General features: G+C 41.7%; 23 protein-coding genes. 21 read left to right on the forward strand and 2 right to left on the reverse strand.

What is annotated here, in order from left to right; genetic code table 11:
- Nucleotides 1–16: 16 nt before the first annotated feature.
- From C1726_RS13360 to nuoN, 21 genes are all read left to right on the forward strand, one after another.
- Nucleotides 17–2,266, forward strand: coding sequence for a S8 family serine peptidase (locus C1726_RS13360; protein WP_102273615.1), 2,250 nt, complete (start codon nucleotides 17–19; stop codon nucleotides 2,264–2,266).
- Between the two features lie 421 nt (nucleotides 2,267–2,687).
- Nucleotides 2,688–3,062, forward strand: a complete 375-nt coding sequence (locus tag C1726_RS13365) for an ATP synthase subunit I (RefSeq protein ID WP_102273616.1) — start codon at nucleotides 2,688–2,690, stop codon at nucleotides 3,060–3,062.
- A 22-nt stretch (nucleotides 3,063–3,084) separates the two neighbouring features.
- Entirely contained in the window at nucleotides 3,085–3,798 is a 714-nt protein-coding gene (gene atpB, locus C1726_RS13370) for a F0F1 ATP synthase subunit A (protein WP_102273617.1), read from the forward strand.
- 74 nt (nucleotides 3,799–3,872) lie between these two features.
- A complete protein-coding gene (atpE, locus tag C1726_RS13375; RefSeq protein WP_053478547.1) occupies nucleotides 3,873–4,085 on the forward strand; it encodes a F0F1 ATP synthase subunit C in 213 nt (70 codons plus the stop codon).
- Between the two features lie 149 nt (nucleotides 4,086–4,234).
- A complete protein-coding gene (locus C1726_RS13380; protein WP_102273618.1) occupies nucleotides 4,235–4,753 on the forward strand; it encodes a F0F1 ATP synthase subunit B in 519 nt (172 codons plus the stop codon).
- On the forward strand, nucleotides 4,750–5,286 hold the full coding sequence (locus tag C1726_RS13385; RefSeq protein ID WP_102273619.1) for a F0F1 ATP synthase subunit delta: 537 nt from the start codon (nucleotides 4,750–4,752) through the stop codon (nucleotides 5,284–5,286). Before C1726_RS13380 ends, C1726_RS13385 begins: the two co-directional genes overlap by 4 nt.
- 24 nt (nucleotides 5,287–5,310) lie before the next feature.
- Entirely contained in the window at nucleotides 5,311–6,819 is a 1,509-nt protein-coding gene (gene atpA, locus C1726_RS13390) for a F0F1 ATP synthase subunit alpha (protein ID WP_102273620.1), read from the forward strand.
- 40 nt (nucleotides 6,820–6,859) lie between these two features.
- A complete protein-coding gene (gene atpG / locus C1726_RS13395) occupies nucleotides 6,860–7,717 on the forward strand; it encodes an ATP synthase F1 subunit gamma (RefSeq protein ID WP_102273621.1) in 858 nt (285 codons plus the stop codon).
- Nucleotides 7,718–7,819: 102 nt separating this feature from the next.
- Nucleotides 7,820–9,241 (forward strand): F0F1 ATP synthase subunit beta, encoded by a 1,422-nt coding sequence (gene atpD, locus C1726_RS13400; RefSeq protein WP_102273622.1) that lies wholly within the window; start codon nucleotides 7,820–7,822, stop codon nucleotides 9,239–9,241.
- 22 nt (nucleotides 9,242–9,263) lie between these two features.
- The gene (locus C1726_RS13405; RefSeq protein ID WP_102273623.1) at nucleotides 9,264–9,671 is read left to right on the forward strand and encodes a F0F1 ATP synthase subunit epsilon; all 408 of its coding nucleotides are present in this window, start codon (nucleotides 9,264–9,266) and stop codon (nucleotides 9,669–9,671) included.
- Between the two features lie 1,437 nt (nucleotides 9,672–11,108).
- The gene (locus C1726_RS13415) at nucleotides 11,109–11,483 is read left to right on the forward strand and encodes an NADH-quinone oxidoreductase subunit A (RefSeq protein ID WP_053478555.1); all 375 of its coding nucleotides are present in this window, start codon (nucleotides 11,109–11,111) and stop codon (nucleotides 11,481–11,483) included.
- Nucleotides 11,474–11,986, forward strand: a complete 513-nt coding sequence (locus C1726_RS13420) for a NuoB/complex I 20 kDa subunit family protein (RefSeq protein WP_053478556.1) — start codon at nucleotides 11,474–11,476, stop codon at nucleotides 11,984–11,986. The genes C1726_RS13415 and C1726_RS13420 overlap by 10 nt, the downstream gene beginning before the upstream one ends.
- 3 nt (nucleotides 11,987–11,989) lie before the next feature.
- On the forward strand, nucleotides 11,990–13,255 hold the full coding sequence (locus C1726_RS13425; protein WP_102273625.1) for an NADH-quinone oxidoreductase subunit C: 1,266 nt from the start codon (nucleotides 11,990–11,992) through the stop codon (nucleotides 13,253–13,255).
- 3 nt (nucleotides 13,256–13,258) lie between these two features.
- Nucleotides 13,259–14,359 (forward strand): NADH-quinone oxidoreductase subunit D, encoded by a 1,101-nt coding sequence (locus C1726_RS13430; protein WP_102273626.1) that lies wholly within the window; start codon nucleotides 13,259–13,261, stop codon nucleotides 14,357–14,359.
- A complete protein-coding gene (nuoH, locus tag C1726_RS13435; protein ID WP_102273627.1) occupies nucleotides 14,359–15,369 on the forward strand; it encodes an NADH-quinone oxidoreductase subunit NuoH in 1,011 nt (336 codons plus the stop codon). The genes C1726_RS13430 and nuoH overlap by 1 nt, the downstream gene beginning before the upstream one ends.
- A 376-nt stretch (nucleotides 15,370–15,745) precedes the next feature.
- Nucleotides 15,746–16,171 carry an NADH-quinone oxidoreductase subunit NuoI gene (gene nuoI / locus C1726_RS13440; RefSeq protein ID WP_053478559.1) on the forward strand — a complete coding sequence of 142 codons (426 nt, stop codon included), beginning with the start codon at nucleotides 15,746–15,748 and terminating at the stop codon, nucleotides 16,169–16,171.
- Entirely contained in the window at nucleotides 16,168–16,689 is a 522-nt protein-coding gene (locus tag C1726_RS13445; RefSeq protein ID WP_102273628.1) for an NADH-quinone oxidoreductase subunit J, read from the forward strand. The genes nuoI and C1726_RS13445 overlap by 4 nt, the downstream gene beginning before the upstream one ends.
- Entirely contained in the window at nucleotides 16,686–17,000 is a 315-nt protein-coding gene (gene nuoK / locus C1726_RS13450; protein ID WP_102273629.1) for an NADH-quinone oxidoreductase subunit NuoK, read from the forward strand. Before C1726_RS13445 ends, nuoK begins: the two co-directional genes overlap by 4 nt.
- 165 nt (nucleotides 17,001–17,165) lie before the next feature.
- Nucleotides 17,166–19,028 carry an NADH-quinone oxidoreductase subunit L gene (gene nuoL / locus C1726_RS13455; RefSeq protein ID WP_102273630.1) on the forward strand — a complete coding sequence of 621 codons (1,863 nt, stop codon included), beginning with the start codon at nucleotides 17,166–17,168 and terminating at the stop codon, nucleotides 19,026–19,028.
- Nucleotides 19,025–20,533: an NADH-quinone oxidoreductase subunit M gene (locus C1726_RS13460; RefSeq protein WP_102273631.1), complete on the forward strand. Its 1,509-nt coding sequence runs from the start codon at nucleotides 19,025–19,027 to the stop codon at nucleotides 20,531–20,533. Before nuoL ends, C1726_RS13460 begins: the two co-directional genes overlap by 4 nt.
- Before the next feature lie 6 nt (nucleotides 20,534–20,539).
- Nucleotides 20,540–22,057, forward strand: coding sequence for an NADH-quinone oxidoreductase subunit NuoN (gene nuoN, locus C1726_RS13465; RefSeq protein WP_102273632.1), 1,518 nt, complete (start codon nucleotides 20,540–20,542; stop codon nucleotides 22,055–22,057).
- A gap of 130 nt (nucleotides 22,058–22,187) precedes the next feature.
- On the opposite strand, the gene C1726_RS13470 is transcribed toward nuoN, so the two are convergent.
- Complete coding sequence (locus tag C1726_RS13470; RefSeq protein WP_102273633.1) at nucleotides 22,188–23,447, reverse strand: MFS transporter; 1,260 nt, start codon at nucleotides 23,445–23,447, stop codon at nucleotides 22,188–22,190.
- Nucleotides 23,448–23,537: 90 nt separating this feature from the next.
- Complete coding sequence (locus C1726_RS13475) at nucleotides 23,538–24,176, reverse strand: TetR/AcrR family transcriptional regulator (RefSeq protein ID WP_180968185.1); 639 nt, start codon at nucleotides 24,174–24,176, stop codon at nucleotides 23,538–23,540.
- Nucleotides 24,177–24,296 lie beyond the last annotated feature (120 nt).

Genomic DNA, 24,296 nt, shown 5'->3' on the forward strand with positions numbered 1-24,296 from the left:
AAAAAGGGTGCTTTCCATGAACAAAATCATCTCTGCTATTACAGTTATCCTCCTAGTTCTATCTCAGTCATCTGTATTTGCATCAACATTAAATCACCCGCAAATTCCAATGGAGCCTTCTGATATGGAGGACGTTGCAATTATTGTTTTATCCGAAGAAAAAAGTGAGGAAGAAATTAAGAAACTCGTTCATTCAATTCCCCGTTTACAGCTTCGTCATATTTATAAATACGCTCTACAGGGCTTTTCAGTAAAGGGAAGGCAGGCAGAAATTGAGCAGCTTTCAAAAAGAGTGAACACTACAATCATCTCCCCGGTTAATACGTATAAGGTTCATGCGGAAGAGAATATAAAAATGATTGGCGGTGAGGAGGTTCGCGGATTTTTTGATCAAAAAAATCAGCGATTAACAGGGAAAGGCGTAAAGGTTGGGATCATTGACACAGGAATCGACTACACTCACCCAGATTTAAGAGTCAACTATGGAGGCGGGCATGATTTAGTTGATGGGGATACAGATCCGATGGAAACGAATGCGGCAAATGGAGAAGGCACGCTGCACGGGACTCATGTGGCTGGCATTATCGCGGCAAATGGGAAAATTCAAGGGGTAGCTCCGGAAGCAACGATTATTGCTTATCGCGCGCTTGGTCCCGGAGGCAGCGGGACAACAGAACAAGTCATCGCCGCCATCGATCAGGCGATTAAAGATAAAGTCGATATATTAAACCTATCACTTGGCAATAACGTGAACGGTCCGGATCTGCCGATAAGCATGGCACTAAATAAAGCGGTAGATAAAGGAATTACAGCAGTTACCTCCTCGGGAAATTCCGGTCCGAATCATTGGACGGTCGGCTCGCCGGGAACGGCATCAAAGGCAATCTCTGTTGGCGCATCCACGCCAAACATAAAAATTCCTTTCTTGGAGGTATTGGGTCAGAAGCTAAGGCTTGAACCGCTGCAAGGTTCGGTTGATTGGGATATCAGCCAATCGCATGAAATGGTTTTTGCCGGATTAGGAAGAAAGGATGAACTGAAGGATGTTCAAGGAAAAATTGTTCTATTGAAAAGAGGAGAGCTTACCTTTACAGAAAAGGGGCTAAACGCATACGAAGCAGGCGCAAAAGCAGTCATTATTTACAATAATACAAAGGGGAACTTTTTCGGGAATTTAGAAAGAGAACTGCCAATTCCGGTAACTGCTTTGTCAAAAACAAAAGGGGAGCAGCTAAGGAAAAAGCTATCTAAAGAAAAAGTTTTTGCAAGGACCTATATAATAGAAGAAAAGGATGTTCTTGCCGATTTCAGCTCTCGTGGTCCAGTGACTTCTACTTGGGAGATCAAACCTGACATCGTTGCGCCAGGAGTCGCTATAAATAGTACGGTACCAGGGGGGTATTTGCCTCTGCAAGGAACGAGCATGGCAGCTCCGCATGTAGCAGGAGCAAGTGCACTTATCAAGCAAGCCCACCCTGATTGGGGTCCAGATAAAATAAAGGCAGCGCTCATGAATACAGCAAAACCGCTCTTAAACAAGAAAGGAAAGCCATACCGGGCATATGAGCAGGGAGCAGGAAGGATTCAAATGGAAAAGGCGTTAAAATCGAATTCGCTCGTTATGCCTGCCTCATTACAGTTTGGCAAGTTTCAACTAGCTGATCGCATGCACGAACATAATGGATATATTACGGTAGAAAATGTAGGTGATTCCCAGCTTTCGTACTCATTTTCCATTCCGCATGCTGAAAATGGTCTGAGCTGGACGCTGCCTCTTTCCTTCTATTTAAAGCCGGGAGAAAAAAAACGGCTAGAGCTGAAACTGGCAGTTGACCCGAAAGTTTTTAAAAAGAAAGTGTATGATGGAACCATTAAATTAAAAGCTGGATCACAAGAAATCAATATTCCTTATATCTATGTTCTTGAGGAACCGAATTATCCAAGAGTAATGGGTTTTGGGATTGGAAAGGGAGACAAACCGGATACGTACCGATATGAGGTCTATCTGCCAGGAGGAGCGGAAGAATTCGGCATTGCCATGTTTGATGCGGATAGCCTGCGTTTCATAGATTTTCTTGATTGGAAAAGAGGGGTAGGAAAAGGACAGCTGCTGCAGGAAATAAAAAGTGATAAGCTCCCAGAGCCAGGTCTTTATAAAATTAAGGTCTTTGCAAAAAAAGCAGGGAGAGAGGATGCGCTTGAATCCTATTTGTATATATTGCCAAATGGTGAAATGGAAGTCTCAGCTTTTCGCTTGCTTAAGTGAAGTTTTTTAAAAATTGCTGTTAAAATGAATGTCTTTTTTAATGGATGGAAAACCTTGAAATGCTTGATAAAAGGGGTGTAGCAGAACATCACCCCTTTTTCAATAGGTAAGATTCAAATTATTATGAAAATAATGTGAACACACTTTCTTTCCCTTGATATATATGACTTTTTTCAATTTAAATGCATTGACATTGACAAGCCCCTATTGTATGCTTACAAAGGGTATAATATGATAGGGTTTTCATAATATTTGGGCAGTCATTATTCCCACGTCTGCATGTTGCTAATAGTAATTAGTAACACCTCAAAACCCACTTACCATTCACCTCAAAGCGAGGGAGAATGCGTTTTTTATGCATCAAAAGACCGCAACCCAAACAAAGCAGTCCATCATTTTTTTTACAGGAGAATAAATCATAATGCCAGAATTAAAAGCTACCTATGTGAGACAACGAAAATACATATTTTTATTGTTGTCAATTTATGTTCTTGGCTGGGGATTTACTTCTTACCAATCTATCTTTCTTGGATTAGTATTGGGTACTTCCTGTAGTTTGTTTAACTTGTGGCTTTTAGCAAGAAAAACAGAGCAATTTGGCAATGCGGTCGCTAACGGTGAGAAGATACGCTCACTCGGCATGGTTTCCAGAATGGCAATGGCAGTGCTTGCTGTATTCGTCGCAATGGAATATCCCGAGAAGGTTCATCTGATCAGTGTTGTTTTTGGATTAATGACTTCTTATGTTGTCATTATGATAGATTTTTTTCTTCAAACTTTTCATTTACGTAAATAGCGGGGAAGAGAGGTGAATATTAATGCATCATGGAGCTCCTTTAGTTGAGTTTATGGGCTTAACCTTTAACTTGGGGAATATTATGATGATTACGATTGCTAGTGCAGTTGTGTTTATTATAGCTGTTCTCGCTACTAGGAAATTAGCCATGAAACCTACAGGGATGCAAAATATACTTGAATGGGTAATGGATTTTGTTAAAGGCATTATTAACAGTTCGATGGATTGGAAGGATGGCGGACGATTCCATCTGCTTGCTTTAACATTGATTATGTATATTTTTGTTTCCAATATGCTTGGTCTGCCATTTTCAATCACTTATAACGGGGAACTCTGGTGGAAATCACCAACAGCTGATCCCGCAATTACATTGACCTTGTCTCTAATGGTACTAGCCTTAACGCATTTCTTTGGGATTAAGGCAAAAGGAGCAGGCGGGTATGGACGTGAATTCCTTAAGCCATTCTGGATCATGTCTCCAATTAAGATTGTTGAGGAATTTGCCAATGCCCTCACATTAGGTCTTCGTCTTTATGGAAATATTTATGCTGGAGAAATTCTCCTTTCATTACTAGTTGGCACTCTAGCTGCTGGCAGCTGGGCCGGCAAATTTGCGGCAATCATTCCAACGGTTGCTTGGCAAGGATTCTCGATCTTTATCGGTGGAATCCAAGCGTTTATCTTCTGTATGTTATCTATGGTTTATATGGCACACAAAGTGAGCCGAGACCATTAATATATACCCTGTTCAATTTTGAACAAAACACAAATAAAAAAATTTAATTATACAATTCAAGGAGGAAATTTAGAATGGGTCTATTAGCAGCAGCAATCGCAGTAGGTTTAGCAGCACTAGGTGCTGGTATCGGTAACGGTCTTATCATTTCAAGAACAGTTGAAGGGATGGCTCGTCAGCCTGAAGCTCGTGGAATGCTACAAACAACAATGTTTATCGGTGTAGGTCTAGTAGAGGTACTACCAATCATCGCGGTAGTTATCGCATTCATGGTTGTTGGACAGTAACTCCTAGTTAAACAATTTGAAAATGGCGAAGATCATTCGATGAGGACCTTCGCCATTCCTTTGTGCCTTTAATTTGAAAAATCTTAGATTTAAATATATGAAACATCGTTATTGCATTTCTTATAGCTCTTGAAGGGAGTGAATCGAGGGTGTTATCAAACAGTTTAGTATTAGGTGCATCAACCGGTTTTAACAGTGGAGATATGATTTATCAGTTGATTGCGTTTATTATTTTATTACTTTTGCTTAAAAAGTTCGCATGGGGTCCATTAATGGGCATCATGAGAGAACGTGAAGAACATATTGCAAATGAAATTGAAGCGGCTGAACAAAGCCGTACAGAAGCGAAGAAACTTTTAGAAGAGCAAAGAAACCTTCTGAAAGAAGCACGCAACGATGCGCAAGGCTTAATTGAAAGCGCAAAGAAACAAGGCGATGTACAGCGTGAGGAAATCATTGCTGCTGCACGTGCAGAATCTGAGCGCATTAAGCAATCTGCTAAGGTTGAGATTGAACAGCAGAAAGAACAGGCAGTTGCAGCTATTCGCGAACAAGTGGCTTCACTATCTGTATTAATTGCTTCTAAAGTTATTGAGAAGGAATTGAGTGCAGAGGACCAAGAGAAGCTTATTAACGAATACATTCAAGAGGCAGGAGAAGAGCAATGACGGGCTCTATGGTAGCAAAGCGCTATGCGTTAGCTCTTTTCCAGCTTGCAAATGAACATCAGCTTCTTGACCAAATGGAAGAAGAGCTTCGTGCAGTGAAACAAGTAATGAATGAAACTTCCGAATTACATGCAGTGCTTAAGTCTCCTAAGCTTTCAATTGAAAAGAAGAAGGAGATTTTAAAGGATGCATTTGCATCTGTAAATACATTCGTTTTAAATACGTTAATGCTTTTAATTGAACGCCATCGTGAAGATGAAATATCTGATGTGGCGGATCACTTTGTAAATATGGCAAATGATGCAAGAGGCATTGCAGAGGCAAAGGTCTACTCAATCCGCCCGTTAACAGACGCGGAACGTGAAGCGCTGTCATCATCATTTGCAGCAAAGGTTGGCAAGAAATCACTTCGCATTGACAATATCGTAGATACTAATTTACTCGGCGGCATCAAGCTTCGAATCGGAAACCGGATTTTCGACGGCAGCTTGCGCGGTAAGCTAGATCGTCTTGAACGTCAATTATTAGGATAAGATTCGTAGATAGGGGTGAAACTCATGAGCATCAAAGCTGAAGAAATCAGTGCGCTGATAAAAAAGCAAATCGAAAATTATCAGTCAGAAATTCAAGTGAGTGATGTAGGTACAGTTATCAAAGTTGGTGACGGTATTGCTCTTGCTCATGGTCTCGACAATGTCATGGCTGGGGAGCTTCTTGAATTTTCAAACGGCGTTATGGGTATGGCGCAAAACCTGGAAGAAAATAACGTCGGGATTATCATTTTAGGACCTTTCACTGGAATTCGTGAAGGGGATGAGGTACGCCGTACGGGACGCATCATGGAGGTTCCTGTAGGGAATGAGTTAATCGGTCGTGTTGTTAACCCGCTAGGACAGCCGGTTGATGGCATGGGTCCAATCAATACAACAAAAACTCGTCCAATTGAAAGCCCGGCTTTCGGTGTTATGGATCGTAAATCTGTACACGAGCCGCTTCAAACAGGAATTAAAGCGATTGACGCGCTTGTGCCAATCGGACGCGGACAGCGTGAGTTAATCATCGGTGACCGTCAAACGGGTAAAACATCTGTAGCTATCGATACAATCTTGAACCAAAAGGGTCAAGATATGATTTGTATCTATGTGGCAATCGGACAAAAAGAATCAACGGTTCGTGGATTAGTTGAAACGTTACGCAAAAACGGTGCAATGGATTATACCATCGTTGTAACAGCTTCTGCATCACAGCCAGCTCCATTGTTATACTTAGCACCATATGCTGGGGTTTCAATGGGAGAAGAATTTATGTTAGATGGAAAGCATGTATTAGTGGTTTACGATGACTTAACAAAGCAAGCTGCTGCATACCGTGAGCTTTCCTTATTATTACGCCGTCCTCCAGGCCGTGAAGCATATCCAGGGGATGTATTCTACTTACACAGCCGCCTGCTAGAGCGTGCTGCTAAGTTAAGTGATGCTAAAGGTGCTGGTTCTATCACAGCATTGCCATTTATTGAAACACAAGCAGGTGACGTTTCGGCATATATTCCGACAAACGTTATCTCTATTACAGATGGACAGATCTTCTTACAGTCTGACCTTTTCTTCTCTGGTGTACGTCCAGCGATCAACGCAGGTCTTTCTGTTTCACGTGTAGGTGGATCCGCACAAATTAAAGCGATGAAAAAGGTTGCAGGAACGCTGCGTCTTGACCTTGCATCTTACCGTGAATTAGAATCATTTGCCCAATTCGGTTCTGATCTTGATAAAGCTACTCAAGCAAAACTTAACCGTGGTGCTCGTACAGTAGAAGTATTAAAACAGGATCTAAATAAACCATTAAAAGTTGAAAAGCAAGTTGCGATTCTATATGCATTGACTCGTGGCTTCCTTGATGATATTCCTGTACAGGATATTCGTCGTTTCGAATCCGAATACCTTTCTTGGTTAGACCACAACCGCAAAGATTTGTTAGACCATATCGCTACAACGAAGGAACTTCCTTCTGATGATGATATGGCTGCTGCGATCAACGAATTCAAAAAATCTTTCGCAGTTTCCGAATAATCGGGGTCTGACAAACTTTGAAATAAGGTGGTGAGAACCTGTGGCATCATTAAGAGATATAAAAAATAAGATTACATCCACAAAGAAAACGAGCCAAATTACGAAAGCGATGGAAATGGTATCTGCCTCTAACTTTAACCGTGCGGAGTCGAATGCGAAGAAATTCGTTCCTTACATGGATAAAATTCAAGAGGTTACAGCATCCATAGCCTTAGGAAGTAAAGATGCAACGCATCCGATGTTAAGCTCTCGCCCTGTTAAAAAGACAGCTTATTTAGTTATTACTGGTGAGCGTGGTCTTGCAGGTGCATTTAACAGTAACGTTTTGCGTTTAGCATTCCAAACCATTCAAAAGCGCCACAAATCAAAAGATGAGTATGTGATTATCGCTTTAGGGAAGATGGGCCGTGAATTCTTCTTGAAACGTGATATGAACGTTATTCTCGACATTACTGGAATAGCTGATCAGCCGACATTTGCTGATATTAAAGACACTGTAAATAAAACAGTGAATATGTTTGCTGATGGGGTATTTGATGAGCTATACATGTACTACAATCACTTTGTCAGTGCGATCCAACAGGATGTTACAGAGAAGAAAGTTCTTCCACTAACCGATATTGCGACATCTAACAAACTGACATCTTATGAATTTGAACCATCTGCAGAAGAGATTTTAAATGTCTTATTGCCTCAATATGCAGAGAGTTTAATCTTTGGAGCACTTTTAGACAGCAAGGCTAGTGAACATGCTGCAAGGATGAGCGCAATGAAAAGTGCAACTGACAACGCGAAAGAGCTTATTGACTCATACAGCTTAATCTACAACCGCGCTCGTCAAGCGGCAATCACACAAGAAATTACCGAAATCGTCGGTGGAGCAGCCGCGTTGGAATAATGAAATGCTTAAGCTAGACTAAAAATAAAATATAAATCCAAAAGAGAAGGGCCAAGCTGGTCCCTTGCTCTTTTGTGTGTTGAAATGAACGGAGGGAAAAAGATGAACAAAGGACGCGTTCTTCAAGTTATGGGTCCAGTTGTTGACGTAAAGTTCGAAAGCGGACAACTTCCTGAGATCTATAACGCATTGACAATCGTAAATAAAGCGCGTAATGAATCTGAAGTTGACATCAACTTAACCCTTGAAGTTGCCCTTCATTTAGGTGATGATACAGTTCGTACCATTGCAATGTCATCTACTGACGGTTTAACTCGCGGTAGTGAAGTAATTGATACTGGTGCACCAATTTCTGTACCTGTTGGTGATGTTACACTTGGCCGTGTATTTAACGTATTAGGTGAAACGATCGACTTGGATCCTGCTATTACTGGAGATGCTCGTCGCGACTCTATCCATAGAGAAGCACCTAATTTTGAGCAGCTTTCAACAGAAGTAGAAATTCTTGAAACTGGAATTAAAGTAGTAGACTTGCTTGCTCCATATATTAAAGGTGGAAAAATCGGTCTATTCGGCGGTGCTGGTGTAGGTAAAACCGTTTTAATCCAGGAATTAATCAATAACATCGCTCAAGAGCACGGCGGTATTTCGGTATTTGCTGGTGTAGGTGAGCGTACTCGTGAAGGTAACGACCTTTATCATGAAATGACGGATTCAGGCGTTATTAAGAAAACAGCAATGGTATTCGGTCAGATGAACGAGCCGCCAGGTGCACGTATGCGTGTTGCTTTGACTGGTTTGACAATGGCTGAATATTTCCGTGATGACCAAGGACAGGACGTTCTTTTCTTCATGGATAATATCTTCCGTTTCACTCAAGCAGGTTCTGAAGTATCGGCGCTACTTGGCCGTATGCCTTCTGCCGTTGGTTACCAGCCAACTCTTGCTACTGAAATGGGTAAATTACAAGAGCGTATCACATCTACTAACGTAGGTTCTGTTACTTCTATCCAAGCGATTTATGTACCAGCCGATGACTATACGGATCCGGCACCGGCTACAACTTTCGCTCACTTAGATGCAACAACAAACCTTGAGCGTAAGCTTTCTGAAATGGGTATCTACCCTGCGGTGGATCCACTTGCTTCTACTTCTCGTGCATTGTCACCTGAAATTGTTGGGGAAGAGCATTATGCTGTTGCTCGTCAAGTACAGTCAACATTGCAAAAATATAAAGAATTACAAGATATTATCGCAATCCTTGGTATGGACGAGCTTTCTGATGAAGATAAGCTTGTTGTACAGCGTGCGCGTCGTATCCAAGTATTCTTATCACAAAACTTCCACGTGGCTGAACAGTTCACTGGCCAGCCAGGTTCATACGTACCTGTTAAAGAAACAGTTAAAGGCTTTAAAGAAATTCTTGAAGGTAAATATGATCACCTTCCAGAAGATGCATTCCGTCTAGTTGGCCGCATTGAAGACGTGATTGAGAATGCAAAACGTATGGGTGTAGAAGTCTAATCTCGGACCAGGAGGGTAAAAAATGAAGACGATCAAAGTCAGTGTTGTTACTCCCGATGGCCCGGTGTATGAATCAGATGTGGAAATGGTAAGTACAAAGGCCGAGAGCGGTGAGCTCGGAATTTTACCAGGTCACATTCCAATGGTTGCACCGTTACAGATTGGAGCCGTCCGTTTAAAAACGCAAGGCAAAACAGACATCGTAGCAGTAAGCGGCGGATTTGTAGAAGTTCGTCCAGACAAAGTATCTATTTTGGCACAATCTGCTGAACAATCGGATGAAATTGATGTTGATCGCGCACTTCGTGCAAAAGAGCGTGCGGAAAAGCGTCTGAACGATCAGAAACGTGAAAACATCGACTTCAAGCGTGCTGAACTAGCACTACAGCGTGCACTAAACCGTATTAATGTTTCTGAAAGACAATTTTAATCATCAATCACACCTCCCAGTTGTAACTGGGAGGTGTTTTTTTGTATTTTTAAGGAATATGGATGAAGTAACCGGAATATTGGATTTTTGACCGGAATATGGAGGAAAGTGACCGGATTAATGGCCAGTTTGACCAGATTACATAAAAATAGACAGTAACTGGAAGGTGAGAGTAATTAAATCTGAGGTTCAGATCAAAAATACACTAGGCTGAAGTCTTTTAAATAGAATGCTAATAGTATTTCCTGAAAAAATTTTAAAGAATCTCTCAATGGAGCGGAGTGGCCTATAAAAATAGGAAAGTGGCCGATAAATGCGGAAAAGTAGCCCGTAAAATAGAAAAGTGGTCGATAAATTAACAAAAGTGGCTGATAAATAAAAGATGAGCATGATTATCCTGCAGTACCAAAGGAATTTTGATGCAAATTTAACTATAAATCTATGTATTTTCAAAATAACTTCTTATTTTTAAGGAAATGAATAGATTTATTTTAAGAGACGTTCTGTCCGAGAAAAATAAATGACGATTTGTTGACATATCTCACTGACAGAAAGTTGAAATTGACCTTTAATGGGAGATGGACTGGGGTGGAAATTGGAAAAAGAGGATATGTGCCGATATCCGGTTGTGGCAGCTGGAAAATCCCTTTCGGTCTGTTGCCCCAGCCTGCGAAAATGCTGGGGCTATAAGACTAGTAAATGTAATAAAGATGTCAGTTCGCATTTGCGCCATCTCGGGGAGTAATCGGGGGAGTGGTTTCAGGGAGATGGCGCAAATGCTCAGGTGGAGGGGGATATGTGCCGATATCCGGGTGTGGCAGCTGGGAACTCCCTTTCGGTCTGTTGCCCTAACCTGTGGAAATGCTGGGGTTATAAGACTAGTAAAGTAATAAGGATGTCAGTTCGCATTTGCGCCATCTCGGGGAGTAATCGGGGAGTTGTTTCAGGGAGATGGCGCAAATGCTCAGGTGGAGGGGGATATGTGCCGATATCCGGGTGTGGTAGATGGGAACTCCCTTTCGGTCTGTTGCCCCACCCTGTGGAAATGCTGGAGTTATAAGACTAGTAAATGTAATAAGGATGTCAGTTCGCATTTGCGCCATCTCGGGGAGTAATCGGGGAGTTGTTTCAGGGAGATGGCGCAAATGCTCAGGTGGAGGGGGATATGTGTGGACGTCCGGGTGTGGCAGCTGGAAAATCCCTCACCCGGATGTGCTGCCGCACCTCCGGCTTCAGCTATCGCTGAAGCTTGCCAAATAAAGAGTTATTCGCTTTTTGTGAGCGAGCTCCCAAACGCAAATAACTCTTTATTTGGCAGGTGAGGGATTTTCCAATAATATACTAGGGCTTGTCGACACATATTTGGAAGAGTGCTATAATGGTTACGGTTACAAATATTGAAGAATTAAAAATTTTACAACATTGGAGGGGATAGACATGGAAATGCTAAATTTATATCAAAATAACTATTTGATCGTGTTTGTATTCCTATGTCTGGGGATTTTGTTACCTGTGGTGGCGCTGTTTTTAGGGAAGCTTTTGCGGCCTTATAAACCGTATGATTCGAAGTACACCACGTACGAGAGCGGACTTGAACCATTCAGTGATTCAAGGGTACAGTTCAATGTGCGCTATTATATTTTTGCCCTTATGTTTGTTATTTTTGATGTAGAGACAGTGTTTTTGTATCCTTGGGCTGTTGCATACGAAAAACTCGGAATCTTTGCATTAATTGAGATGTTAATTTTTGTATTTATGCTTGTTATCGGTCTTATTTATGCTTGGAAGAAGAAGGTGCTGAAATGGATCTAAGAATCGAAAACATCCCAGAAGAGGATATGCAGGAGATACAAAGAACGGTATTTATGTCAACGCTTGAACAAATTAAAGCATGGTCTCGCAGCAACTCGTTATGGCCTATGACTTTCGGTCTTGCTTGCTGTGCGATTGAAATGATGCAGGCAAGTAATGCGCACTATGATTTAGAACGCTTCGGTACATTCTATCGCAATTCCCCCCGCCAATCAGATGTAATGATCGTATCAGGCACAGTTACAAAGAAAATGGCACCTATTCTTCGCAGGTTATATGATCAAATGCCAGAACCAAAGTGGGTAATTGCTATGGGTTCCTGTGCAACAGCTGGCGGACCTTATGTGAAATCTTATTCAGTTGTTAAAGGCGTCGATCAAATAGTACCTGTTGATGTTTACATACCTGGATGTCCGCCAAATCCAGCGGCATTAATTTATGGAATCAATAAATTGAAAGAAAAGATCCGTTACGAGGCTAAGACTGGGAAGAAGGTGATCTAACCTATGAGCGGTGAAAAAGATTTAGAACAGCTCAAAAAAGAGGCTGCTGCGAAAGCGAAGGCTGCTGCACTAGCAAAAATGAAGGCGAAGGAACAAGGTGAAGAAAAGGAAGAGGCGCCAGCTGAGAACCTTGACATAGCCAAGCAAAAAGCTGCTGCTGCTGCGAAAGCAAAGGCAGCCGCATTAGCAAAAATGAAGGCGAAGGAGCAAGGTGAAGAGAAGGAAGAAACACCAGCTGAAGACCTTGACATCGCCAAGCAAAAGGCCGCTGCTGCCGCGAAAGCAAAGGCTGCCGCACTAGCAAAAATGAAGGCGAAGGAACAAGGTGAAGAGAAGGAAGAAACACCAGCTGAAGACCTTGACATCGCTAAGCAAAAAGCCGCTGCTGCCGCGAAGGCGAAGGCTGCCGCAGCCGCGAAAGCAAAATCTGCTGCTCAAGCACAACAATCAAGTGAGTCTGGGGACGATGCGAAGGCAAAAGCTGCTGCCGCTGCGAAAGCAAAGGCTGCTGCTGCAGCGAAAGCAAAAGCCGCTGCACTGGCAAAGCAATCAGGCGAATCCGGTGGAGATGACGAAAAGGCAAAAGCGATTGCCGCCGCTAAGGCGAAAGCCGCCGCAGCTGCTAAGGCAAAAGCTGCTGCATCAGCAAAAGCTGGAGGCGCTGCAGGAGACGATGAAAAAGCAAAAGCGATTGCCGCAGCAAAGGCAAAAGCTGCCGCTGCCGCCGCTGCCAAAGCAAAGGCAGGCAGTGGAAGTGCAAAGTCTGAACCAGCGGAAGAAGCAATGCCATCACCAAATCAGCCATATCTTGATAAATATATTAGAGTCATAGAGGAGCATCTTGGAAAGGATTATATAGAAGATTACTATATTAATAATCTTTCAAAAGATGTGCCAACACTTGTTGCAAAGCCGGAAAGCTATTATAAAATTGCAGAGTTTTTAAAATATAACGAGCAATTAGGTTTTGATTATTTATCAGAGCTGCATGGAACGGATTTTGAAACACATATGGAAGTGTATGTTCACTTATATTCATATAAAAATAGTCAATCCGTTGCATTAAAAGTGAAGATTGACCGTGATGGACCAACAATTGATTCATTGGAGCCGCTTTGGGCAGGCGCGAATTGGCCAGAGTGTGAGGCATATGATTTACTTGGCATCAAGTTTACGAATCATCCGAACTTGCACCGCATTATGCTTGGTGAAGAATGGGTTGGCCATCCACTTAGGAAAGACTATGAACCGTATGATGTGGAGGTGTAACCAATGTTGCGAACAGAAGAAATGCTTTTGAACGTAGGACCTCAGCATCCAAGTACGCACGGTGTTTTTCGTCTCGTCTTAAAAATTGATGGAGAAACCATTGTAGAAGCAAAGCCAGTCATCGGCTACCTTCATCGCGGAACAGAAAAGCTGGCAGAAAATCTTCAATATACACAAATTATTCCTTATACTGACCGGATGGACTACGTCTCTGCTATGACGAATAACTATGTCATTTGTCATGCAGTTGAAACAATGATGGATATTAAAATTCCTGAGAGAGCGGAATATTTACGTGTCATTGCCATGGAGCTTGGCCGGGTAGCAAGCCACCTTGTCTGGTTTGGTACATACTTGCTTGACCTTGGGGCAACGAGCCCGCTTCTCTACGCTTTCCGTGAAAGGGAAATGATTATCAATATGCTTAATGAGCTGTCAGGTGCTCGTCTAACATTTAACTACATGCGTGTAGGAGGAGTGAAATGGGACGCGCCAGAAGGCTGGATTGATAAAGTAAGAGAGTTCGTCCCTTATATGCGTGAACAATTAAAGGGCTATCATACGCTCGTAACAGGGAACGAAATCTTTATGAACCGTGTAAAAGGAATTGGTACATACACGAAGGAAGATGCGCTTAATTATTCACTTAGCGGAGCCAATCTTCGCTGCACAGGAGTAAAATGGGATCTGCGTAAAAATGAGCCTTATTCCATCTATGATCGCTTTGATTTTAATGTGGTTACCCGTGAAACAGGGGATGCATGGGCGCGATACCACTGCCGGCTTGATGAAATTGAGGAATCATTGAAAATACTAGAACAGGCATGTGAACAGTTCCCTGCTGAAGGTGAAATTTTAGCGAAGGTGCCAAAGATTATTAAGGCGCCTAAGGGAGAGGCATTTGTACGAATTGAGTCTCCTCGGGGAGAAATCGGCTGTTATATTGCAAGTGATGGAAAAAAAGAACCGTATCGTCTGAAGTTTCGAAGACCATCATTCTATAATCTACAAATTCTCCCTAAGCTGTTAGAGGGAGAAACAATTGCAAACTTAATTTCCATTCTAGGAGCGGTTGACATCATCCTAGGGGAGGTGGATGGCTAATGGTTGAAGAGTTATTGCATTCCCAGCCGGGGATCTTAAACTTTGGGATTTTCTTTTTACTTGCAACCGTTTTGCTTTTAGTCATTTTAGGATTCGTAACCTATGCGATCCTGGCAGAGCGGAAGGTTATGGGATTTATGCAGCTCCGCCAAGGTCCAAACCAAGTCGGCGGGCGCTGGGGATTATTGCAAACCGTTGCAGACGTTTTAAAGCTTCTGCTAAAAGAAGATACGATTCCAAAGCTTGCTGATAAACCACTGTTTATTTTAGCGCCAGTAATCGCATTTGCTCCATCCTTTATAGTCATCGCAGCGATTCCATTTACAGATAAATTGCAATTTGCAGATTTAAATATTGGACTGCTTTACTATATTGCCATTTCAGGATTAACAACAATCGGGATGGTTACCGGAGGATGGGCATCCAACAATAAATATGCCCTCCTTGGGGGAATGCGTGCAGCTGCACAGATGATTTCCTATGAAATTCCGCTTGTTATGTCAGTGCTGGGAGTTATCCTTTTAACTGGAAGTTTAAATTTGAATGATATTGTAGCAGCTCAGGAAAATGTATGGTATATCCTGCTTCAGCCTGTTGCATTTATCGTCTTTCTCATTGCTTCAGTGGCTGAGTTAAACCGTGTTCCATTTGACCTTCCTGAATCTGAAAACGAACTTGTGGCAGGGTTCCATGTCGAATATTCTGGATTCCGCTGGGCATTTTTCATGCTTGCAGAATATGTGTATATGTTTGCGATGGCATCCTTAACAACGGTTTTATTCTTAGGAGGATGGCTGCCGCTATTCTCATTCCTAGACTTTATTCCAGGTGCTGTCTGGTTTGCGCTTAAGTTCATGTTTGTTGTTTTCTTATTAATCTGGTTCCGAAGCACATTCCCGCGTATTCGGGCAGATAAATTAATGGAATTTGCCTGGAAAATTCTTTTGCCAATCGCGTTAGCGAATATTTTCCTGACAGCCATCATCAAGGAGATTTTAAAACTGTTATAAGAAAAGCGGAAGCGCCTTGGTCATCGACGTACAAACTGGAATGGCCGCGACTGAGATAAAGGAAACACGAAGAGTGAGAGCGATTCGATGTTGACTTATCGTAGAGAGGGGACCTGAAGTTTGATAGGCGATAGGCGCTGGAGCTAGACAGTAGAAAAGCGGAAGCGCCTTGGTCATCGACGTACAAACTGGAAGGGTCGCGACAGAGATATAGGAAACACGAAGAGTGAGAGCGATTCGATGTTGACTTATCGCATGGAGGGGATCTGAAGTTTGATAGGCGATAGGACGCTTGCGCTAGACAATTCTCTAACACCAAAGTTACTACTATTATCTTATCTTAAAAAAGTCTACTTTAACCGCAAGGGGTGAAAACATGCTTGGATTTGGATTAGCAAAAGGCTTAAAGTATACCCTGAAAAATTTAACGAAAGAAAAACCAACCTATGAGTATCCGAATGAGCCACTCCCATTGCCAGATCGATTTCGGGGGATTCAAAAGTTTTATCCGGAAAAATGCATCGTTTGTAATCAATGTGCGAATATTTGCCCGACTGATTGCATCCAGCTGACGGGGAAAAAACACCCTGATCCGAACAAAAAGGGAAAAATTATTGATACGTATGATATTAACTTTGAAATTTGTATTCTTTGCGATCTGTGTACAGAGGTTTGTCCGACAGAGGCAATCATTATGTCTAATAACTTTGAACTCGCTGAGTATAGCCGTGATGAGCTATTTAAAAATCTCGAATGGCTGGATGAAAATGACGAGAATATACGGAAGGTGAATAAAGCATGACGTTTTCTGGTGAATTTTTAGCGTTTATTTCACTCGCTTTAGTTGCAGTAATTGGCGGCGTGCTCCTATTAAACCTTACCAAGGTCGTGCACATGATCCTTGCGCTCGTTTTTACTTTTGTCAGTATAGCGGGGATCTTTGTTCTGCTGTCAGCTGAGTTTCTTGCTGCCGTTCAAATACTCATCTATTCTGGGGCGATTACCATCATTATGCTATTTGGAATCATGTTAACCCGCCACGATGATACGAATGTGCCGAAGACGGGACGCCTGCGAAAGCTGCTTCTCTTCTTAGGGATTCTTGGGTTTGCATTCGCCTTTTACATTGGAATTTACAATCTTGACTTTGGTGAAGCAGCAGCAACATTACATGAGAATAACACTGAACAGATTGGGATTGCGCTTTATTCAAAATATATTATTCCATTTGAATTAACATCTGTCTTATTGCTGGCTGCGCTTATTGGAGCGATTGTGCTGTCAAAGAATGATCAGGAGAAGGAGGCGAAGAAGGAATGAGTTCAGTTCCACTTTCAGCCTACCTGGCGCTGGGTTTAATTCTATTCTGTATCGGTTTATATGGTGCTTTAACAAAGAAAAACATCATCATTGTTCTTATTTCGATTGAACTAATGCTCAATGCAGCGAACATTAACTTAGTAGCGTTCAGTAAATTCGGTGTGATGCCATCCATATCAGGACAAATCTTCGCACTTTTCGTAATGGCTGTTGCGGCTGCAGAAGTTGCTGTCGGAGTAGCTATATTAATTGCGTTATACCGTAATCGGAATACAGTTAATATTGATGAAGTGAACACATTGAAACACTAGAGGTTTCTAGAAAAAGGGAAAAGATGCATGTGAAAGAAGGAGAAATCGGCTCACTTGCTGATTTTGTGCGAATCTCGCGTCTGACCTCCCGCCTCTAGTCATCTAACACGTTGGCTCTATTGACTATACAAAACTATAAACGTGTTCAAAAAGGGGATTGTGATATTGATGGAGAATGCATGGATCATACCGCTTTTCCCGCTTTTATCGTTTTTGTTCCTTATCTTTTTTGGCAAACGACTGAAGGAAGCAAGTGCATACATAGGAATCCTGCTCTCGCTTGCATCGTTCGTCTACTCCTTATTGGTGCTGTTCGAAAGATTTACATCACCCACACATAAGGCAGAGTCGGTTTGGCTGACGATAGGGGATGTTCAGTTAACAGCGGGTTTTGAAGTCAATCAATTAAATGCATTAATGCTTGTAATCGTCTCGCTTGTCAGTTTCCTTGTACATACGTATTCAAAGGGATATATGCACGGTGATGAACGATTCCATGTGTATTATGCTTACTTAGGCTTATTTACATTTGCGATGCTAGGCTTAGTGCTTTCGCCAAACCTTCTGCAAACGTATATTTTCTGGGAGCTTGTTGGATTAGGTTCCTTCTTGCTAATTGGTTTCTATTTTTATAAGGAAGAAGCCAAAAAGGCAGCCAAGAAGGCGTTTATCATGACGCGTATTGGGGACGTTGGCCTTTTAATAGGAATGATTCTATTATTCTGGCAAGTTGGAAGCTTCGAGTATGATGAAATTTTTGCAGCTGTCGAGGCTGGAGCAGTTTCTTCAACAATGATTACATTAACAGCCATTCTAATTTTTGTAGGAGCTGTTGGAAAATCAGGTCAATTCCCGCTTCATACATGGCTGCCGGATGCGATGGAAGGTCCGACGCCGGTTTCTGCTTTAATCCACGCCGCAACGATGGTTGCAGCAGGGGTATATTTAGTGGCATCCCTGTTCCCGCTCTTTACGGCAAGCGAGACAGCGCTGATGACGGTTGCGATCATTGGGGCATTCACTGCAATCTTCGCAGCAAGCATAGGGCTTGTTCAGAAGGATATAAAAAGAGTGCTTGCCTATTCAACAGTCAGCCAGCTAGGCTACATGATGCTTGCACTTGGATCTGCAGGCTATGTTGCTGGTGTGTTCCACCTTATGACTCACGCTTTCTTTAAAGCATTGCTTTTCCTTGCGGCAGGCAGTGTGATCCATGCGGTGCATACGCAGGATATTGAAAAAATGGGCGGTTTATGGAAAAAGCTTCGTGTAACAGGTCCATTATTTTTGATTGGAACATTAGCGATCAGCGGTGTCCCTTTATTTTCAGGCTTCTTTAGTAAGGATGAAATTTTAATTGCAGCTTGGGCACATGGAAATACGGTGTTATTCTGGCTGGCAGTAATTGCTGCTTTCTTCACAGCATTCTATATGTTCCGTCTCTTCTTTATGGTATTTACTGGTGAATCACGCAGTGAAATGAAGCATGTGAAGGAGTCGCCAAGTGTGATGACCGTGCCGATGATTGTACTTGCCATTCTTGCTGTAGTAGCAGGGTATGTCAATACACCTTGGTTTGGGACTTTTCTTGGAGATTGGCTGACAGAAGGAAATCCTGCTCTTGGGCACGGGCATATTGAAGGTCCATCATGGATCATGATTGTTGCAACGGTTGTCTCTTTATTAGGAATTTTCCTCGCTTGGCTCATTTACAGCAAGCGTTCGCTATCACGTGACTGGCTCGGTGCTTCGTCACTATATAATCTTTTATACAATAAGTATTATATAGATGAATTTTACGAGTTAACGATTTTGAAAATAACAAAAGGACTTAGTCTTGTTCTCCGTTTCATTGAAACATTCATCGTTGAGGGAATCGTTAAGGGTGTTGCAGGAGCGGTTTCGGGACTTGGTCACATAGGCTCTAGATTCCAGAATGGGCAGATCCAAAAATATGGAACGGTCGCATTTATCGGCTTAGCGATCCTAGTCGTTGTATTTGCTGTAACAGGGGGGTATTTGAAATGAACTTTGCTTATTTATCCATCTTAGTTTTCTCCCCTTTACTCGGTATATTCGCTTTATTATTTGTTCCGAAAGCAAAGGAATCTGTCATTAAAACGGTTGGTTTCCTAGCCACTCTTCCCGCTCTCGTGCTGTCCTTGATGGCATATTTTCAATATCGATCAGGAAGTTCGCTTGAGCGTTTAGATGAAGCGGTCAACTGGATTCAATTCGGTGATCCTAACCTGCTAAGAGGCCTGTTTTCTATTAAATATGAATTAGGTGTCGATGGATTTTCGCTAATCATGCTTGTGTTAACAGCCATCCTGTCTACACTTGCAGCGATTGCTTCCATGTATATTAAAAAAGAATGGAAAGGCTACTTTATGCTATTCCTTCTTCTAGAGATTGGAATGCTTGGCGTATTTGCTGCTGAAAACTTAATTCTATTCTTTATCTTTTTCGAAATTACGCTTATTCCGACGTTCTTCCTTATTGGGAAATGGGGCTATTTTGAGAAAGAGAAAGCTGCATTTAGCTTCTTAATTTATAATGGGTTAGGCTCTGCTGTACTGCTCATTGTTATTATGGTGCTGTTTGCACGTACTGGGACATCGAATATTGAAGCGCTAACTTCGATTCTTGCTGCAGACACCGATCATCTTGTTTTGTCAGCCGGTGGAAAAATGGGCTTGCTCATTGCCATGCTGATTGCATTTGGGGTAAAGCTGCCAATCTTCCCGCTGCATAGCTGGATGGTGCGTGTTCACGTTCAGGCATCTCCATCTGTCGTGATGCTTCACGCTGGGATTCTTTTGAAAATTGGTGCATACGGGATTATCCGGTTCGGAATGGGCATCTTCCCTGAACAATTCCAAGATCTAGCGGTATTAATCGCGGTTCTAGGAGTAGTGAACCTGCTTTACGGGGCATTCCTTGCACTTGTGCAAACAGATTTCAAAATGGTACTTGCTTATTCTTCCATTTCTCATATGGGGATTGTCCTAATTGGTTTGGGCGCTTTAAATGAGGCTGGAATTCAAGGGGCGATTTTCCAAGTAGTTTCACATGGACTAATTGCTGCACTGTTATTCTTCCTTGTCGGTGTATTCTACGAGCGTCTGCAAACATCAAATATTCCAAATATCGGCGGATTGGCGAAGGGAATGCCGATTACGGCTGGCTTCCTGCTTGCGGGAGCAATGGCTTCGTTAGGAATGCCTGGTATGTCAGGATTTGTAAGTGAATTCATGGCTTTCCTTGGATTGTTTAAGGAAATGCCAGTATTAGCTGCAGTTGGTGCACTCGGTATCATCCTAACTGCTGTCTACCTTTTGCGTGCGGTTCTCGGAATTACTTATGGCAAAGCTAACCGGGAGTTTGCCGGAATTACAGATCTCAGGAAAGCCGAATGGGTTCCTGCTTTAGTTCTAATAGGGATGATTGTCTTAATTGGCGTATATCCAAGTGTGTTAACTGAACCGCTCACATCTGCACTTGAAACTATCATGCTTGGGATTGGAGGGTGATGAAGGATGGATCTCGAAACATTACTATCATTTAAATGGAGCATCATGACACCTGAGTTCATCATCCTCGGTGTAATCACTTTACTTTCATTATTGGATTTATTTATGGCAAAGAGTGTGAATCGGAAGCTGCTTGGCTGGCTGGGCTTAGCAGGCATTTTAGGAGCGCTTGTTTCATTGCTTACCTTAATGGGCAACGGTCCTGAGTCGATTCTCTATGATACATTCCGTTTGGACTCCTTTGCGATCGCGTTCAAGCTGCTGTTATTAATAGGAGCAGCGCTTGTCTTCCTGATTGCGATCAGCTATGAGCCAAAGGAAGGGTTAAACGAATATAGAGGAGAATTCTATTACTTATTCTTAGCTGCCTTGCTTGGTGCGATGATGATGTCCTCAAGCGGTGATTTAATTACATTATTTATCGGGCTTGAGCTTCTATCGATTTCTTCTTATATTCTTGCAGGCATTAGAAAGAAAAACAGCGGCTCGAATGAGTCTGCGATGAAATATGTCGTGAATGGCGGAATCTCCACATCCATAACAATCTTTGGAATGAGTTATGTGTACGGCCTAACTGGAACGACAAATTTGCTGGATATGGCTCGTCATGTGGTCACATTATCGGACTCACAGCATATTTACCTTTTAGGGCTTGCGTTCTTTATGATTTTCGTTGGTCTTTCATTTAAAGTGGCAACGGCACCTTTTCATATGTGGGCGCCAGATGTTTATCAAGGAGCACCAACACCTGTTACGGCTTTCTTGAGTGTTGTGTCGAAAACGGCAGGATTTATACTGATTGTCCGGATTTTAATGGTGATTTTCTACAACATTCCAACTGAAGGGCCAGGCTCCATGCCGCTGCTTATCAAGGTTCAGGATTATATCGCCTTCCTTGCAGCAGCAACGATGATCATTGGGAACGTAGTTGCATTAAGGCAGAAGAACATTAAGCGTCTGTTTGCCTATTCTAGTATTGCGCAAGCAGGTTACTTGCTTGTCGTCGTAGCTTCCATGTCTGCCTTCTTATTTGATACGCTGTGGTTCTACTTAGGGGCATACTTGTTCATGAACCTGGGAGCATTCGCGATCATCCAGCTGATCACACAGAAAACAGGCTCTGAGGATATTACGGAATTTGCCGGCTTATATCGAAAAGCGCCAATCCTGGCGATTGCAATGGCTGTATTTATCCTATCATTAGCAGGGATTCCTGGAACGGCTGGCTTTATCGGGAAACTAAACATTTTCATGGGTGCCCTAGTTGTTGAACCAGCACACTATGTGCTTGTATCGATTATGATTGCGACAACGGTTGTCTCGTATTTCTACTACTTCGGTGTCATGGTTCAGATGTTCTTTAGACCAGCAGCCAACGTGGAAGTGAAATTCAAGCTTCCAGCAGGACTGGGTGTTGTCATTGGTGTCTGTGTGTTCGCAACCATTCTATTTGGTGTAGCGCCAAACATCGCACTTGATTTCTTACAAGGGAATTTCAATCAGTTCAGCGATTTTTTTCAGTAGAATAAGCTAGCAAAGTAATTTCCTGAATCTGAACAAAGGGTTATATAAGGGGTTTGAAATAGAGGAGGAGGGTGAAATCGAATAGATTTCACCCTCTTCTCACTTTTATTCAGCTCCAGCAAAAGAATTCTTATTCGTTTACTGCAGTTAAAGGCTTCACCTCTAGCTTAGTTAGATAGCGTTTTGTCATAATACCTAGGAGGATCTCGATAAAGATTGCAATTAATACAATGGCAAATACTTGATCTGAAAATCGATCAAATAACATACCATATAAGGACTGGCCGATGGGATAAGAACACATCACAATTGTTGCAACAACCGCACTTACTTTTCCTAGCATTTCATGGGGTGTCTCTGTTTGGATAAATGTTTGAGCAAAAATGGTGAATATGCCTACTGAAGCCACACATAAAAAAGTACTTATACAAATGACACAATAAGCAATGATCGGCTCTATTTGTAAACCTGATACAAACGCTATGGGTAGTAACATTACTCCTCCTAACAGGATGAAAACATATGAATGATGGATGCTGTATTTTTTGCCTATAAAGCCAATTGATAGACCTGCTCCAATGGAACCGATCGCCAAGAAGCTTTCAGCAATGCCGTATAGCTGCGAACTCAGACCAAGCTGAATTTTAATCATATAGGGCAAGCCAACTATAATCATAGATGAGAAAAATAAATTAATTGAAGCAACTGCTATTAAAACCTTAAATAATACTGGATTCCTTTTACATATAAATGTTAAAGCCTGCTTTAAATCCATAATTACAGTATTCATTACTCTTCCATTCGATTCGAGTTTAATAAAAGGTATACGCATAAATACTTCTAAAAGTGCTGAAATAAAGAATGCTATTGCGCTTACTATAATAATTACCTTTAAATCCATAAATCCATACAATATTCCACCTAATATCGGTCCTGAGAAATTAGCAAGTGCATTCACTTGGACAACTATTCCATTTGCTTGCAGCAAATGCCTATTATCTACTAATAACGGAATACTAGATTGAACAGCTGGTTGATACATTGACTGAATAATGGAGAGAACAATCATTACACTTCCCACTAAGAAGACAATCTGGCTGGTCCCCAATTGTGTAAGAAACAAGAAACACACTAGTGATGTGAGAAGATCTAAACAAATCATAATCTTTTTGCGGTTCACCCGATCTGCTAGAACACCGCCAAATGGCGATAATAAAATTGTAGGAATCATTGATACAGCAAGCATCCCCCCAAAAGCTGCAGCAGAACCTGTCTCATCCAAAATATACAGGGAAAGTGAAAAACGCAGAATAGAATTTCCGAATAAAGAAATAATCTGGCCAACTATCAATAGTGTGAAATCCTTTTGAAATAACGTACGTACCTTCATTTAAATTCCTCCTCTTAATCTATATATTTTACAAACCAACCAGCGGTATGTATATGTTAAATAATATACTGCCTTTTGACAGGCAGCTCATTATTTAAAAATATTCTTCAAATAGCTATTCATTGCAGCTAGAACTTCTTCATCCATAAATGGAATACCCATAAGTTCAGTAAGATTTTTTAAATACAAAATTTTACGTTCTAAATCTTCTTCACTTACTTGACCAATCATTGGACTTAGCCAAATATTATTTAAAAGCAAAATAACTTCACTCGCACTTTTGCTATCCTCAATAGAAATAGAGCCATCTTTTTTCCCTTCTTCGATTAGCTGCTGGAAGATCGGTACACCATGTTTTAGTGTGCCATTCAATAAGATACTTACGAATTTGGGGTTTTCTGTTAAAGATATGGCCATTTTATCAAATTGTTGTTTTTCAAGATTCTCAAATTCAGTGCAGATAATCTTTTTTAGCTTTTGAAGTCCATTTAAATGGTCAATATTCTTGAACTTCTCAATTGGGCTTCGATAATAGAAACCCTTATCGCCAATAGCGTGTAAGATTTCTTCCTTTGATTTGAAGTGATGATAAATAGCGCCTTTACTCATGCCTAATTCATTAATAATATCTTGAATGGTTGTTTGTTCATATCCCTTTTCTAAGAATAATCGATAGGAAATGGATAGGATTTGTTCAATGGTTTTTTCAGGATATTTATTACGAGCCATGTTGCCTCCTTTATACATACCAGTGGTATGTATAAAGTTATCACTTTTAAAAACATATGTCAAATTCCTCTCAATAATGAAAAACTTCTGCAGGCAGTCATTTAAAATGGAACAGAGGCG

Source organism: Cytobacillus massiliigabonensis, assembly GCF_900199725.1.
In the GTDB taxonomy this organism is placed as follows: Bacteria; Bacillota; Bacilli; order Bacillales; family Cytobacillaceae; genus Cytobacillus; species Cytobacillus massiliigabonensis.